The 15,178-nt window shown below is 48.2% G+C and carries 14 protein-coding genes; 5 read left to right on the forward strand and 9 right to left on the reverse strand.

Annotated elements, in window-relative coordinates:
- Positions 1–57 precede the first annotated feature (57 nt).
- The 4 genes from QUA47_RS15295 to QUA47_RS15310 form a co-directional block, all read right to left on the reverse strand.
- Complete coding sequence (locus QUA47_RS15295) at positions 58–2,298, reverse strand: phosphoketolase (protein WP_333431354.1); 2,241 nt, start codon at positions 2,296–2,298, stop codon at positions 58–60.
- Between the two features lie 210 nt (positions 2,299–2,508).
- Positions 2,509–3,732 (reverse strand): COP23 domain-containing protein, encoded by a 1,224-nt coding sequence (locus QUA47_RS15300; protein WP_333431355.1) that lies wholly within the window; start codon positions 3,730–3,732, stop codon positions 2,509–2,511.
- The gene (locus tag QUA47_RS15305; protein ID WP_333431356.1) at positions 3,729–4,220 is read right to left on the reverse strand and encodes a trypsin-like peptidase domain-containing protein; all 492 of its coding nucleotides are present in this window, start codon (positions 4,218–4,220) and stop codon (positions 3,729–3,731) included. The genes QUA47_RS15300 and QUA47_RS15305 overlap by 4 nt, the downstream gene beginning before the upstream one ends.
- 132 nt (positions 4,221–4,352) lie before the next feature.
- Positions 4,353–4,964, reverse strand: coding sequence for a COP23 domain-containing protein (locus tag QUA47_RS15310; protein ID WP_333431357.1), 612 nt, complete (start codon positions 4,962–4,964; stop codon positions 4,353–4,355).
- 686 nt (positions 4,965–5,650) lie between these two features.
- Between QUA47_RS15310 and QUA47_RS15315 the strand changes: the two genes are divergently transcribed.
- Both QUA47_RS15315 and QUA47_RS15320 read left to right on the forward strand, forming a co-directional pair.
- The gene (locus tag QUA47_RS15315; RefSeq protein ID WP_333431358.1) at positions 5,651–6,256 is read left to right on the forward strand and encodes a hypothetical protein; all 606 of its coding nucleotides are present in this window, start codon (positions 5,651–5,653) and stop codon (positions 6,254–6,256) included.
- A 138-nt stretch (positions 6,257–6,394) separates the two neighbouring features.
- Positions 6,395–7,771 (forward strand): cytochrome P450, encoded by a 1,377-nt coding sequence (locus QUA47_RS15320; protein ID WP_333431380.1) that lies wholly within the window; start codon positions 6,395–6,397, stop codon positions 7,769–7,771.
- Between the two features lie 540 nt (positions 7,772–8,311).
- Here the strand turns inward: QUA47_RS15320 and QUA47_RS15325 are convergent.
- Positions 8,312–8,599 carry a hypothetical protein gene (locus QUA47_RS15325; protein WP_006632921.1) on the reverse strand — a complete coding sequence of 96 codons (288 nt, stop codon included), beginning with the start codon at positions 8,597–8,599 and terminating at the stop codon, positions 8,312–8,314.
- Positions 8,600–9,093: 494 nt separating this feature from the next.
- On the opposite strand from QUA47_RS15325, the gene QUA47_RS15330 reads away from it, so the two are divergent.
- Complete coding sequence (locus QUA47_RS15330; protein WP_190734652.1) at positions 9,094–9,354, forward strand: MoaD/ThiS family protein; 261 nt, start codon at positions 9,094–9,096, stop codon at positions 9,352–9,354.
- Positions 9,355–9,368: 14 nt separating this feature from the next.
- On the opposite strand, the gene QUA47_RS15335 is transcribed toward QUA47_RS15330, so the two are convergent.
- Positions 9,369–9,689 (reverse strand): hypothetical protein, encoded by a 321-nt coding sequence (locus QUA47_RS15335; RefSeq protein WP_333431359.1) that lies wholly within the window; start codon positions 9,687–9,689, stop codon positions 9,369–9,371.
- A gap of 36 nt (positions 9,690–9,725) precedes the next feature.
- Here QUA47_RS15335 and thrC point away from each other — a divergent pair, with 36 nt between their 5' ends.
- Together thrC and QUA47_RS15345 are read left to right on the forward strand one after the other, a co-directional pair.
- Positions 9,726–11,024 carry a threonine synthase gene (gene thrC, locus QUA47_RS15340; RefSeq protein WP_333431360.1) on the forward strand — a complete coding sequence of 433 codons (1,299 nt, stop codon included), beginning with the start codon at positions 9,726–9,728 and terminating at the stop codon, positions 11,022–11,024.
- A 135-nt stretch (positions 11,025–11,159) separates the two neighbouring features.
- A complete protein-coding gene (locus QUA47_RS15345) occupies positions 11,160–11,435 on the forward strand; it encodes a MoaD/ThiS family protein (RefSeq protein ID WP_006632924.1) in 276 nt (91 codons plus the stop codon).
- Between the two features lie 109 nt (positions 11,436–11,544).
- On the opposite strand, the gene QUA47_RS15350 is transcribed toward QUA47_RS15345, so the two are convergent.
- The 3 genes from QUA47_RS15350 to dapA all read right to left on the reverse strand — a co-directional run bounded on the left by QUA47_RS15350 (position 11,545) and on the right by dapA (position 15,140).
- Positions 11,545–11,697: a hypothetical protein gene (locus QUA47_RS15350; protein WP_333287121.1), complete on the reverse strand. Its 153-nt coding sequence runs from the start codon at positions 11,695–11,697 to the stop codon at positions 11,545–11,547.
- Between the two features lie 365 nt (positions 11,698–12,062).
- Complete coding sequence (locus QUA47_RS15355) at positions 12,063–13,949, reverse strand: ribonuclease J (RefSeq protein ID WP_333216612.1); 1,887 nt, start codon at positions 13,947–13,949, stop codon at positions 12,063–12,065.
- Between the two features lie 267 nt (positions 13,950–14,216).
- On the reverse strand, positions 14,217–15,140 hold the full coding sequence (gene dapA, locus QUA47_RS15360) for a 4-hydroxy-tetrahydrodipicolinate synthase (protein ID WP_333431361.1): 924 nt from the start codon (positions 15,138–15,140) through the stop codon (positions 14,217–14,219).
- Positions 15,141–15,178 lie beyond the last annotated feature (38 nt).

Here is a 15,178-nt window from a genome sequence, read left to right on the forward strand (position 1 = left end):
ATATTACTAGCCCCTACCCAGCACAAACCAGGCAGGGGCATTCACTCACATTCTAGCTTAATGAACTAGCTCGATCGCTCTTTTAGTCAACGCCTCAGCAGTCAACCCATTAAACGCCATCAACTGACCAGCACTAGCAGTAGTTTCCCCCCGCTTCCAAGCGAAAGTATCCCGCTTGCAATTGCTGCGGAGCATCACAGGTTCCAACATCCCAGAAGCACCGCCTGTCACGCCAATCAAGGCATCTCCGCCAAACAATTCAGCAAATTTCTCATCGCTCAAAAAGCCGCCGTCAGCTTCCGAACAAGTATCCCAAGCAACATCGCTAGCACGATACAAACGCCGGGGATTCACAATAGAAACAATCCGCACTCCAATCCCTTCTGTTTCCAAAAATGCCGCCGCTTCAAACACTGGCATTAACGTCATGTCGCCGACAACTGCAAACACAACTTTCTTGCTCCCCCCTTGATTGTGGGGAGCTTGCGGGGAATCGACTTCGTGCAGCACTATTGCACCGTCTTGCAAACCTTGGCGAGTCTGTTCAAAAGTAGTGCGAATTGGCAGTGGCGACTTGCTCGCAGTAATCACAACTCCCTTATTTTTAGCAGCCAAAGCCCACTCGTAACAAGCTTGAATGCTGTTAGCATCCGGTGGAAACAAAGGAAACACATTTCCGTTCCGCATCATCGCCGCAAAATAAGCCTCAATTTCCGGCCGCTGGTGCGTCCAACCGTTGCGGCCTTGTTCCAATGCGCCCGCTGTAAATAAGGTGACAGTTGCCGGAGCTGGACGGCGCAATTCTGCCATTGCTTGGGTTACAGTTTGCCAAATTGGTAAACCGTTGATGGCAAAAGATTCGTAGGAACACCACAAACTCCGCGCTCCAAATAGCGATAAACCTACGGCTAAACCAGCGCAAGCATCTTCGCTCAAAGGTTCGTAAACTTGACCGTTTGGCGATTGATTGTACAGGTCATCTGTCGTCGGGTGAATAATCTTAAGAGCTTGGTTGATATTGGCAATTGCCGATGCTTCATTGCCGTCAGCATTAGTGACAATAAAAGTACGATCGCGCTCGCCAACTTTCCCTACCAAAACCCCCATTGCTGTGGTCGAAATCTTCGGTTCTCCCCCAACTGCAAATTCTTCCAAAGGCAATTCGCCTAAATCTGCCAGCGGCAATGTAAACTCAGTAACCACTGTTTTCGCCGCAGGCCCGCCGCCCGCACGCTCGCAATTTGTCCGCACCAACTCCCAAGCAGCAGCAGTCAAAGCGCGCTCTTTTAAAGCACTGATAATGTGCGGAGCATCCAGCGTATCTTTCGGATAAAGGTTGTGAGATTTTGCTCCGCGCGCGTGGACGCCGGCACCTTTCAACTGTTTGATAATAAACACAGTTAATTTGCCGCCGAGAGCAGATTTTGCCGCTTTGTCAACTCCTTGTAAAACAGCTTTGGTAAATGCCATGCGCTGTTCGAGCGAAAAAGCAGTGCTGTCAACATAATCTTCCGGTTGATTTTTATCGTCAAATTCCTTAGCATCAACTAAGATAACTTCTTCAAAACCGTTGCCTTGCCAATAAGCAATCATTTCAGCATTAGTTTTAGTCGAAACCATGCTGTGATGTTCCTGAGAATATCCGTTCCAAACCAACACAGGCAAAAAGTTAGTAACGCTGGGATAAGCAGTGTGGAAATGCGCCATGCTGCTCATCGGATAGGGTTCGCCCATGCCACCGTCGCCCATTGTGAAAGCAAACAGTTTTTCGCGGTGCAAAAGCGCTCCAGCCATTGCGAAATGCTGCCCTTGTCCGAGGGGACCGGCCGGTGCTAAAAGACCGGGAATGAAACCGGAAAGATGTCCTAACAAACCGTCTTTTTCTCGGAATTTATCGCGCACTTGCTGCACGTTAACAATTCCCATATCCTCCAAAGATCGATCGAGAAACATGGCGCTGTAAAATCCTGGCGCGTGATGGCCGACTTCGGTGACAATGTTCTTGTGTCCGAGCATCACCAAAGCGGCATAAGCCTCAGCTTGGCTAGCGAAACCCCCTGGATGTCCCGATGCCTTGCTGGCGGTAACTTGCAGCGTCAGGTAGCGCAGGGCGTCTGCTCCCAGCATCGTTTGAAAGACGGCGACGGGATCGGCAGGATCGGCAATTGCCCCAGTACCCTCGGCGATCGCAGGTGCTTTCCCGTAAGTCTCAAAACCCGGCACACTCTCGGAGAAATACTGGATTCCTTCGCAAAAACTGGGAATTGCTGACGTTGCCTTCGGCGTAGTTGCAGTCATGCTTTATACCTGAAAAATTTAGATTGGATTAATGTAACAGTAATTTTATAGCTTCCGTGTTCCAAAAAATCATGAGTTCTATTATGTCAGTGATAAATAAGTAAAATATCTCCATTTTTAAGCTAATAAGTAGTTATTTGAGAACCCCGACTTATTAAAAAAGTTGGGGTTCTGTGTTTACCCATTACTAATCCATCTCAAATCCCAAATCTAAAATTGTTCCAGCCGTTCCCGGACATCGATATAAAGCGCAGTACCGCTTTCAGAAAGAGAAGGCACAGCCTTTTGATTCCCCAGCCAAACAAAAAAACTGCTAAGTGCAGGAGTCGGATCTTGATCGCGGCGCAGCGTGTAGATCAAACCTTCGCAAGGCCCATTAACGCGGCTAGTCGTGCAAATCGCTTTCTGGTTATTTACAATACCCACCGTGACATAATTTAGCTGTTTATTTCGGTTATAATTTTCAAGGCGCTGAGTCACTTGTTGGCAGCGAGTTAGAGGATCGTAGCCCGAACTAGAAAAGAAATTAGAATTCCAGCGAATCCAAGGCTCCCGGAACCCTTGCGGATTTTGATACACAGTTACCGGCTCGCCCGTCGAGGTATCGCACACAAATCCTCCATAACCCAAACTCGGCTGGTTTTGACCAGATGCGCTGCTGATAGAAAGATTGCTGAGAATATCAAAGCCGTTATGCTTATTTTGTGATAGCAACTCCCTAAAAGCATCGATCGGGATTGCCGCGTTCAACCCCGTTTTTATCTCCTCAATCTGACCGTTCCACTGACTTCTAATTGTACCAACAGTATCCCCCTGGCCGTGAATTCCTACCACCCTGCCATCAGCATCAAATACAGGCCCGCCGCTCATCCCGCGCCTGGTTACAGCTTGGTAGCGCAGACGATACCCCGATGAGGCGCTGCCCAAGCGAGAAGAGATGATACCAGCAGTAAACTCAAGTTTTCGTTCAAATCCCGAAATAGGCAGCGGATAGCCAGAAACGTAAATAGCAGAACCGACAACAGCACGTTCTGACTCGCCCATTGGTGCTACTGGATACTGTTCTCGGCTCTGAAACTGTATCAAAGCCAAGTCTATATCCCTGTCATCTTTCGGTAGTCGCTGTATTCTAATTGCAGCATAATCCTTCTCTAAATGAGTGCGAATGCTGTATTTTTGAGCGAGGCTTGCCACCACATGATTAGCTGTCAGAACAGTGTAAATATTACCCTGTTTGGCAATAATTACTCCCGATCCACTAGCCAAAAAACCCAGCGTATTGTTGACTTCCACCGTTGTCAACGTCGCTAGCTGGGCAATTTCTTCTGCTGTTTTGGCACAGGCAGCATATTGTTGGCTGACAAAGGCCGTCACTGTTAATGCGCCTGTCAAGATGATTGTCAGCGCGTCAAACCGCAAACTCCACACATTCATCGATAACTCCCTAGATGAAACGAGGCGAACTGCAAATATATACTAATCGGAATTCCCCAACTGGATTTAACCATTTTCTCCAATAATTCCGCTGTTGGTTCACTTCCATCTTCAAAAGCATAGACGCCAAAATTTGGCTCTCGATACTTGCCCCTACCGTTAATCCCAACCAAGAAACCTTTGGCATTAAAAATCGGGCCGCCACTCGTACCGATTTTAACCTCATTTGTATAGCGCAATATAACCTTGAGGCAAAGATTTCGGTAGCAGCACCGAAACGAAGCCCGCGTCACCGCCCAAGCCCCAACCTCAGCACCCGCAGGAAAGTCGGCTGCCAACACTGGCTCAGACACCGCTCCTCGCTCAAAGCTGAATAGTGCTATTTTATACTCGCTGGCGCTGCGAAACTGAACGATCGCCAGATCGCTATTGCCCAGCCGCCTCAGAACTCCTAGCAGTGGGTGGAGGAGACCGTCGTCGGTGACCATTGTCCGATCGCCACAACGTGCTAGTTAGTCAGCACCGTACAGGTTTGGCCCTGCTGCCGGACGATCGTCCCAGAACCAGAAGATATTCCCGTCGGGATGCGTACCGCTGTTTGACGCGCCAACTTTTCGACCTCAATCCTGGGAATTGGTGATGGGATGGAGGAAAATTTGCCAATCTTTAAGGCTGTCCGAACGGTGAGGAAAAGGGGGCAGTTGCGCCCCATCGGCAGTGTTTTCCCCTAGCTTTTCGCTGACATCAATGTAAGGAATTTTACTGGTTTCATCAAAAGACGGCATCCCGACATATCCTTGGCGCCAAGCCAACAAATTATACAAAGAGCCGATCGGGTCTTGGCCGGGTCGGAGGGTATAAATCAAATTTTGACACAGCCCATTGACTTGATTCGCCGTGCAGATGACGTTCTGGCCGTTCATCTGGCCTGCAGTAATGTACTTAAGCATTCGTCGGCGGCGATAGGTTTCGAGGCGTTGACTCACTAATTGACACCGAGTTGCCGGATCGTACCCAGAACCGGAGAAATAATCGGAAGTCCACTCAATCCAAGGCTCTACGGCACCTTGAGCGTTTTGGTACACCGTCACCGGCGCACCGGTCGAGGTACTGCACCAAAATCCACTTTCCCCCTGTGCTCGCCGACCGTAACTCGGTTGAGAAGCAACCGTCAGGCCGCTAAGGGCGATCGCGGTTGCCACCAAAACTTTTGTCAATAATTGCTGTTTCATGATTTTTTCACTGTGTTTTATGAGATTTGGCACAAAATCAGCGAACGCTGCGATAACACCCTTGACACGCCTGTTCGTTACAGATCGGCTGACTGGGGAATTATGTGATTCACGACTTGACCAGAAAGCAGTTTTTTTTACGAAAACACTTCGTTGCAGCTCTTATGCCTGGTTAAAAAACCCGGTTTCTTTGCTCTTGATTCGTAAGTTTTGATATTGTTCGCGACTTGCACATTCCCTCTAACGGCGATTTCGGCGCTGTTAAAAAAGCGCTCCGAAGGCGAGCTTAAAATGCGCCCGCCAGTCTGAATTATGTTGTCATTACTACTAATCCAACTCAGGCTGTCGCAAACCGGAAAGAGGCTCTTGGTCTCAGACATTGGGATGGCTCGAATTGCAACGGTACATCAGACCACGGACACGGTATTTGGTATCACTTACGCTCTAGGTCGCTAGCTTTATCTGCTGAGATACGGAGACGCCAGGGTTGCACATATGAGGGGTATTACCCTATGTGCCTGATCGAACACTAAATTGAACGTATTAACCAGAACTCTTAACTTGTTTTCATCTCCGCATTAGGGATACCTAGAAATACTTCTAAGTGAGTGTAATCAGGGAGTAAGTGCTTTCTACCACCAAAGTTCATCTTCGGTACACTAACGTTTAGTTGAGTATTAAAAACTATGAACCGTATCTGCAAACAGTTCGGGTATTTAGCGACTGGATTAATTCTGACCGGCGCTAGCAGTTGTTCTAGCTATGATGCAGCTAACTCGGCCGAAAACCAGAGGCAATTCCCAGCAAGCGCGCCTCAGTTCCCACACTTGCAACTAATGGGAAATCAAATTGAGGCTCGATCGAGTCAATTAACGCAGTCCTCTAACTCTGTTGCCTCAGTTTTAGGCAGTGTGCCAGTCTCAGAGAATACTGGCACCGTTACGGTTTATAAGGTAGACAATCTGTGTCAAACTCTGAAGCCGGAAACAGTTACAGGCCCAGACAACCAGTTAATGTCATCGGCGGTTAATGAAGTGTTAAAGCAGCAGATTTTCGATAGTCTTGGTTTGGCTGGTTATCGCCTCAAGATCGATCGCGACCTCGGAATAGCTACCGTGGATCTGCGAGCCTCCGGAAATTCGCGGCAGAAATTGCAAAATTTGTCCAGTTGTCAAATGTTAGGTTTGTTCGGGGGCGTGCGCCAAACTTTAACCAGTTATGCTCCTTGGCAAATCAAAACTGTTCGTTTTACAGAGCTTGGAGAGGATATTTTGAGCACCGTTCGAGAATAAGCTATTAAAATTATTGGAGATGGGACTTACGCAATTCTCCCCTTAAAAACAAGGGTTGGGAGAGATTGAACAAACCTTCATATCCTTTGAGATTTGTTGATACTGCTAAGTCCTGTGACCCAAACCCCGGTAATTCCTATGACGCTACCTAACGGCCCCAAAGCTCCACCCTTTGTGCAGCTAATTCAATGGATCGGCGATCCGCTGACATACATGGATAAATGTGCCAAACAATACGGCGACATTTTCACAGCTCAAGTGAACAACGGGAAACCATTGGTGATGATCCACCACCCGCAAGCTGTCCAGGAGATGCTCAATAGCAGCGCGTTTCACGCTCCAGGGACGCTGAATAGTATTCTCAAACCGCTCGTGGGAGAACAATCCATGTTTATCCTCTCAGGAGAAAGGCACAAACGCGAGCGCCAATTATTGATGCCACCTTTTCACGGGGAACGGATGCGGAATTACGGCCAACTAATTTGCGATATCGCTCAAGATGTTGCCAGCAAGTGGTCGGTCGATCGACCTTTTGTGGCCCGCAGCGCGATGCAGGAAGTCACCATGCGGGTAATCCTGCAAGCTGTCTTCGGCCTGGATGACGGGCCGCGGTTGGAAGAGATCAAGCCCCTACTTGCCTCAGTCGTGGATATGACTGGTTCTCCGTTGCGATCGAGTATGCTGTTTTTCGGCTGGATGCAGCAAGATTGGGGCTCTTGGAGTCCTTGGGGACGCATGAAACAGCGGAAGCAGAAACTTGACGATCTGGTATATGCCGAAATTGAAGAACGCAGGCTGCAACCAGACGCCAACCGCACCGACATTCTCAGCTTAATGATGGCCGCCCGCGACGAAAACGGGCAACCAATGACCAATGAAGAATTGCGCGACGAGTTGATGACGCTGCTGCTTGCAGGCCACGAAACCACAGCAACGGCCCTAGCTTGGGCGTTTTACTGGATTCACAACTTGCCCTCGGTGCGCCAGAAGTTGCTGCAAGAATTGGACAGTTTGGGGGAAAATCCCGACCCGATGGAGATTTTCCGCTTACCTTACCTTAGTGCAGTTTGTCAGGAGACGCTGCGAATTTACCCGGTCGCAATGCTGACGTTTTCGCGAGAAGTTCTCACGCCCGTGGAACTGATGGGATATCAACTCGAACCGGGCACGGTTGTCATCGGCTCGATTTATTTGACCCACAGACGGGAGGATTTGTATCCAGAACCGCTGCAATTTAAACCGGAACGGTTTTTGGAGAGGCAATTCTCGCCTTACGAGTATTTGCCCTTTGGAGGTGGCAGCCGCCGCTGTATCGGCTTGGCGCTGGCGCAGTTGGAGATGAAACTCGTGCTGGCAACCATTTTGCGCGATTTCGACCTTGTATTGGCCGAGAAAAAGCCCGTACAGGCCAAACGCCGAGGGGTGACTTTAGGGCCGGCCGGCGGCGTGCGGATGGCCCTGCTGGGGCGGCGGACGCCGCAGCAGAAGCCTGAACCTGTTGCTAGTGGGGTTTGAAGTCGCAGCGGTTACAGCGGGCGATCGAACTTTCTGCTTTGAGTGCCCACCATTTAGGGAGAAGGTGCGATCGTCCGCCAAGGCCACCATTTTTTGTAGCACCCGCTACAGATAAATAGCTAGAATCCTTAACCTGTAACCCTCGCCCCCTCTTACTTTTCAAATTTTCAGTCTAAAATGATATGAACCTTGCAAACACAGCCTAAAAGCAAAAGTGGGTGATTGCAATAGTCCTCTTGATATCTCAAAAGCCTGCCTGCCATACTTTAAAAACATATGCATACCCTGTTATTCAGCAAGGTCGGAAGCGCGTTGGCATTGCCAGCAATCTTCCGGCCTCTTTATTTTTTGGGCTACTTAAGGCATTGGAGACAAGATGCAGAAGGCAAGGCAAAAGTATAAATTCTCCCCCTGTCCTCGTTTCCCCCTGTCCCCAATCTAGAGCTTCTGCCTCTAATTCCAATAGAATCCGACAGCAAGTTTAAGGAATCACTAAGGAATAATTAATAACTTGTTAAATTATCTCCTTCTGCCCTTCTCTCAATCTTCTGTTTTCAGAAATTCCGATACCGAGACAGACTTCGGGAGACTCTCCAAATCTTGAATTTCGCTTTCGTGGGCAAAAAACTCGACTTCTTTGTCGTCAATCTGGATCTGATAGCTAGCGGTAGCTGTCACAACCCGTCGCTTTTTTTTATCTTCTATTAAAACCCAACACACGACAGGTCTTACCCATCTCTCAACGTGCTGGCTTTGCTTCGTGCTCCCAAAGGCATACCAGCCTTTAGCTTCAATAATTTGAAGCACTTTAAAATCGTTATTGGCCATATATCTCTATCGCGTTAACTTCAGTATTCTTCTTAGATAGAACAGCTAGCTTGCTAAGCAGGGCAAAGGTTTGATCGTTCCAGCCCGCACTTGATAACCTGATTTTTTGTCAGGAGAAGCGGGTTGACAAGGCCTTGTCTGCGTTGTTGCCTGCTAAATGTAGTGCGAGCTTTTTGTACTCTCCCACAATTACCGTAAAGTATCTATACCGCATCCTCAAAAATTATTCTCGCATTAGCCTCAACAGCAGCATACTAGACCTTAGCTAGCTGCATCTAACTGGATGCCAACTGGTTCTAACGCCTGGTTGGTGAGAGCGATCGGCATACAATCTTGTTAAGACTTTTTGCTGCAATCAACTATCATCTTTACCCGATGGGGTAAAACTTAACTAGAGGTTGCTGCTTTCAATTCTAAGCCTCGGCGCGCCTAATTCCTAATTAATTGTATGGTGTAGTTGATAATTGCCAAACCGTCGATCGCACTAAACTACCGTGTCTGACTCTTCAATTACCGTCACAGTTAAACTGTTCGCCGCCTTCGGTGAAGCCTACGGCGTTTCGGAACTTACATTAGAACTTCCTCCCGAAACCCCAGTGTCTCAAGTGCTCGAAAGCTCGATCGCCCAATATCCTCAATTAGAACAATGGCGCGATCGCACCCGCTTCGGCCTCAACCTGGAATTCGTCTCCCCCGACACCATCCTCCAAGACGGCGACGAGGTTGTACTCATCCCCCCCGTCAGCGGCGGGTAGGCTAAGTTGGTTAATCAAAAATTCGAGGTTTTGTAGTTGTGTTCGATCGCACGACTGCCCAAATTGTTAGCCCAAAAAAGATTTATTAAGTTTTGTAACAATTCCGTCGGCAAATCATCCTTGAGCTCGATCGGGCTCGCGTGCCAGCCTGACAATCTCGATTCCCAGCCCGCTCCTGAAAACAAGTCAAATCCTTGTGGGGTGGGCGTCTCGCCCGCCCAAACATCCAAGTTAAATACATTATTGTTTAACTCAAAAGTAACTGAAAAATCAATCCCGACTAAAAAAATCGGGTATGGTTGACGGGGTAAATTGACCGTGCTAATCTTGCACAAGACTAAGAAAACATCGCAAAACTAGAGAGTTGAGCTATGACCCAGGCGACCAGAACCCAATCCACAGCAGCAACCTTCACAGCCCTCAAATGTAAAGAATGCGGCGAAGAGTACGAACTCCAAGCCAAGCACGTCTGCGATTGCTGTTTTGGCCCGCTTGAAGTCAAGTACGACTACGACGCCATCCGCCGCAGCGTCACTCGCCAAACCATCGCAGCCGGCCCAAACTCGATCTGGCGCTACCGCGCATTTTTACCAGTCGCTACAGATAACGTCATCGATGTCGGCACTGGGATGACTCCTCTATTAAAATCCCACCGCTTGGCGCGCCGCCTCGGTCTAAAAAATCTTTATATTAAAAACGATGCCGTCAATATGCCCACTCTCAGCTTCAAAGACAGAGTGGTGTCAGTCGCCCTCAGCAGAGCCAGAGAATTGGGTTTCACAACGGTATCCTGTGCCAGCACCGGCAATTTAGCTAACTCTACGGCTGCGATCGCCGCCCACGCCGGACTCGACTGCGTAGTCTTCATCCCCTCAGACTTAGAAGCAGGCAAAGTCCTCGGCACTCTGATTTACAATCCAACTGTCATGGCAGTTCACGGCAACTACGACCAAGTTAACCGCCTCTGTTGCGAAGTCGCCAATACACATGGCTGGGGATTTGTGAATATCAACTTGCGTCCCTACTATTCTGAAGGCTCAAAAACCCTGGGTTACGAAGTTGCCGAACAGCTAGGCTGGCAATTGCCAGATCACATCGTCGCTCCCCTCGCCTCCGGCTCTTTGTTCACAAAAATTTACAAAGGTTTTCAAGAATTCATCGAAGTCGGTTTAGTTGACGAAAAGAAAGTTCGGTTCAGCGGCGCCCAAGCTGACGGCTGTTCCCCCATCGCTCAAGCATTCCGCGAAGACCGTGATTTCGTAAAACCGGTGAAACCGAATACAATTGCTAAGTCGATCGCGATCGGCAATCCAGCCGACGGTATGTACGCCTTGGAAATCGCCCGCAAAACCAACGGCAACATTGAATCCGTCAGCGACACCGAAATCATCGAAGGCATGAAACTGCTAGCAGAAACTGAAGGCATATTCACAGAAACTGCAGGTGGCACGACAATCGCAGTCTTGAAGAAACTCGTAGAAGCAGGTAAAATCAATCCCGATGAAACCACCGTCGCTTACATCACCGGCAACGGTTTGAAAACGCAAGAAGCAGTTCAAGGTTACATCGGCGAACCCATCACCCTCGAACCGAAACTAGAAGCGTTCGAGCGCGCCCTAGAACGCGCCCGCACGCTCGAACGCTTAGAATGGCAACAAGTTTCGGTTTAACAGCTATTAGCCAGTAGTCGGCAGTCATTAGTCATTGCTTGTTAAGCTGTTGACTGATGACTACTGGCTGATTACTGAGGACTAATGACTGAGGACTAATAACTAATAAATGACTACTGACTAAGGACTAAAAAAATGACCGTCAAAGTTTTAATTCCCACTCCCCTGCAAAAATTTACCAACAATCAAGCCACCATCGAATGCGCCGGCGATAACATTTCCGAACTAATTGAATCGCTGGAAACAAATTGTCCCGGCATCAAAAAAAGCCTGTGCGACGAAAAGGGAGAACCCCGGAGATTTCTCAACTTCTACGTCAACAGCGAAGACATCCGCTTTTTAGATGGCTCAAAAACAGCCCTCCAAGATGGCGATGAAGTCAGCATTGTTCCTGCTGTTGCTGGTGGCTGATTAATTTTAAAATAAACGCAAGTGAACGCAGATAGTTATTTAAATCTATCTGCGTTCACTTGCGTTTATTTACGGTTTAAAAACTACTCCTTCCCTAACCGAGAAAATCCTACAAATCCCGGATTTGGTAAGTAGCTGTCATCATGTTTCCATTCCGCTTAAAAGGTTTGGGAAAGAGACTCGCAGAGTAAACCGTGCCCAAACACAGCATTAAAAATAATCCCAAAAACACCAAAATCCACCGGCTTTTTCCTGTGGGCATTCCAAAAACTTGTAGCGATTGAGGGCTTTCTCTAAGACTGCTTCCTAAAATACATCGAGTCGCAACTCTTCAATCTTGACAAGTTTAAATGTCTTAGCAAGATAGATCTCATATCAAATCCGTTGGCATCGGAATGATTCATCTCTCTCTTCCCTTTCTCTGTATCCTCTGCGCCCTCTGCGGTTTAATTATTCCAATACAACCGGAATTCATATCAGGAGTTACGTCAATCTATACTGACATTTTTTGAGGTGCAGGTACTTATGAAATCAAATCTAGGTTTGTAGTTGCGCTTGGGTACCCAAGCGCAACTACAAAACCTAAAACTCCTTTCTTGGTTCGCAGTGCGTCGGAGAATTATCGCCCTAAGAAGCTGCCCTTGCAGCAGTCCGGGGACGGCGTCGGCCCGTCACCTGATTGGCAGGAGATGGCAAGGATGGGGATGATGGCGATGATGGGGAGGGCGATGAAGGCGAGGATAATAGCTTAGGTGCTTCCAAGGAACCTGGAGATACTGCTGCCTTTTCAGATCGCACTGCTTCTTCAGGAATTTGCATCAGGAATACCAGCATAGGATTGCTTTGCAGTTCGCGGCGCATTACCCGCTGAATTGCTTTTTCTATTTGGGTTTGCACTCCTACCCAGTCAATGTCAACTTGCGAGTCAGCAGTGGCGGGTTTGACAAATTCTGACCAGCGATCGCTCAAAACTGTTTCAATGGTTTGAGTGATTAATTTGATCACCTCCGCGCGATCGGCTGATGTCACCACACCTTTCAAGTGTACTTCCGGCTTAGCAACTAATTTGCCTTCCCAATTCAAAGCCGCCGCTACAGTTACAACGCCATCTCCGGCCAACTGCTGACGTTCCTTGAGGACGCTCGCTTTGACAACGCCCGATCGAGAAGAATCTACTAATTCAATTCCTGAAGGCACTTGACCAGCGACTCGGATTGAATTTTCGGTCAACTCTACGACATCGCCGTTGTCAATAATCACCATATTGCTAGCGGGAATGCCCATGCTTTGAGCCGTCTTGGAGTGCTGGATCAGCATCCGGTGTTCCCCGTGCACTGGCAAGAAGAACTTGGGACGAGTCATGTTAATCATTAACTTTTGGTCTTCTTGACAACCGTGACCCGAAACGTGAATGCCTTTGTCGCGGCCGTAAACCACGTGTGCTCCCAGCATCATCAGTTTATCGATCGTGTTTACCACTGCGATCGTATTTCCCGGAATCGGATTAGCTGAGAAAATGACTGTATCGCCCTTTCTGATTTTCAGTTCGTGATGTTCGCCGTTAGCAATGCGAGTCATCGCCGCCATCGGTTCGCCTTGGGAACCTGTAGTTAAAATCAGTACCTTGTCTTCAGCCAAATTGCGGATTTCTTTGAGCGGTTTGAAAATACTATCTTCGCATTTGATGTAGCCGAGATTGCGGCAGTGAGCGATGACGTTAAGCATCGATCGGCCAACCACTCCGACATACCGATTGTTTTTCTTAGCCAAGTCCAAAACAATTTGCAATCGGTGTACCGACGAAGCAAAAGTCGTCAGCATCACTCGTCCCGGTGCTTGAGCGATAATTCTATCTAAATTGGGCGCCACAGAACTTTCCGAAGCGGTAAAACCGGGAACTTCCGAGTTAGTAGAATCGCTGATCAAGCACAGCACGCCTTTCTCGCCGTACTCGGCCAGCTTTTGCAAATCAAAATGCTCGCCGTCTACAGGAGTGTGGTCAATTTTAAAGTCTCCCGTGTGGATCACAATTCCCACGGGAGTGTGAATTGCCACAGTAAAACTGTCGGCCATCGAGTGAGTGTTGCGAATGTATTCGACTAAGAAATTCTTGCCAATTCTGACAGTATCCCTCGGTCGAACCGTTCTCAATTCAGTGCGGTGAGACACTCCGGCTTCTTCGATTTTTCCCGCTAGCAAAGCCATCGCCAAACGGGGGCCGTAGATGACCGGAATTTCAAATTGTTTGAGGTGATAAGGGATGCCGCCTATGTGGTCTTCGTGACCGTGAGTCACGATCATACCTTTAATTTTGTGGCTGTTCTCCCGCAGGTAAGTCATGTCTGGGAGGACAATATTTACCCCGTGCATTCCATCTGTAGGGAACGCTAAACCGGCATCTAAAAGAATGATTTCGTCGCCGTACTCGAACACACAAGTGTTTTTACCGATTTCGTGCAGCCCGCCGAGGGGAATAACTTTTAGAGCAGATGCAGTTGTATTTTTGTTGATCATGCGTATCCTTTGTTAGTTATTTTTGTTATTGGTCTGTGGTCTGTGGTCTGTCGTCTGTCGTCTTTCGTCTACTGTTCGTTGGTAGGGCGATATTTTTCCAAATATTTATGGAAAACTCCCGGGCGGGTTTTACTATCCCGTACAGTCAGTTGTCTTAGGCCTTCATTCTTCTATCTTCAGTCTTTAATCCTTGACTGTTAGCTACTTACTAACACTTAATTACTAATGACTGATGACTAAGAACTAATGACTGATAACAACCAATATTCAGTTGTCTGAAAACTCGTTCTCGCTCGTCTTGCTAGCTGATACTGCGGCTAGCTGATTCAGTACGTCCTTTAACTTTTGAGTTACCTCAACGGGCGGATCGCACAGTGGCGGACGGGTGGAGCCTACATCCCAGCCTTGAAGTTTGAGAGCTGTCTTGACGGGAATGGGATTTGTGGTGAGAAAAAGAGCTTTAAACAGGTCAAAAAGTTGCAAGTGAATCTGGGTAGCGACTTGAACTTGACCGGCCTCGAAAGCTTCGATCATCTGTTGCAGTTGCTCTCCTACCAGATGGCTGGCTACGCTAACTACACCAGATCCTCCTACCGCCAACATTGGCAAAGTTAGGGAATCATCTCCAGAATAGATGGCAAATTCAGGGGATGTCAAGCACCGAATTTGACTTGCTTGATCCAAGTTGCCACTTGCTTCTTTTACGGCCACAATGTTGGGGATTTCTGCCAATCGAGCCACCGTCTCCGGCAACATATTCTGACCTGTGCGACCGGGGATGTTATATAACATTATAGGCAATTCTGGAGCAGATTGCGCGATCGCCCGGAAATGATTATATAAACCTTCTTGCGGGGGTTTGTTGTAATAAGGAACCACCTGCAAACAGCCGTCTAACCCGAGTTTAGCTGCTTTTTGGGTAGCTGCGACTGCTTCTGAAGTAGAATTCGATCCGGCTCCTGCGATTACCAACGCCTTACCGGCCACCGCCTTTTGTACCACCTGAAATAATTCGTACTCTTCATCCCAGGTCATAGTGGGAGACTCGCCAGTAGTGCCGCATACTACCAAGCTATCTGTACCGCGATCGGCTAAATGAACTGCCAATTGTTCTGCTACCGCATAGTTCACGCTGCCGTCTTCCTTAAACGGCGTAATCATTGCAGTCAGAACCCGTCCAAACTTTACCACACTTTCTCCGATTTTAGACTGTTGATTTTTGATTTTAA

Origin of the sequence: Microcoleus sp. MON2_D5 (genome assembly GCF_036701905.1) — a bacterium.
Classification (GTDB): domain Bacteria; phylum Cyanobacteriota; class Cyanobacteriia; order Cyanobacteriales; family Microcoleaceae; genus Microcoleus.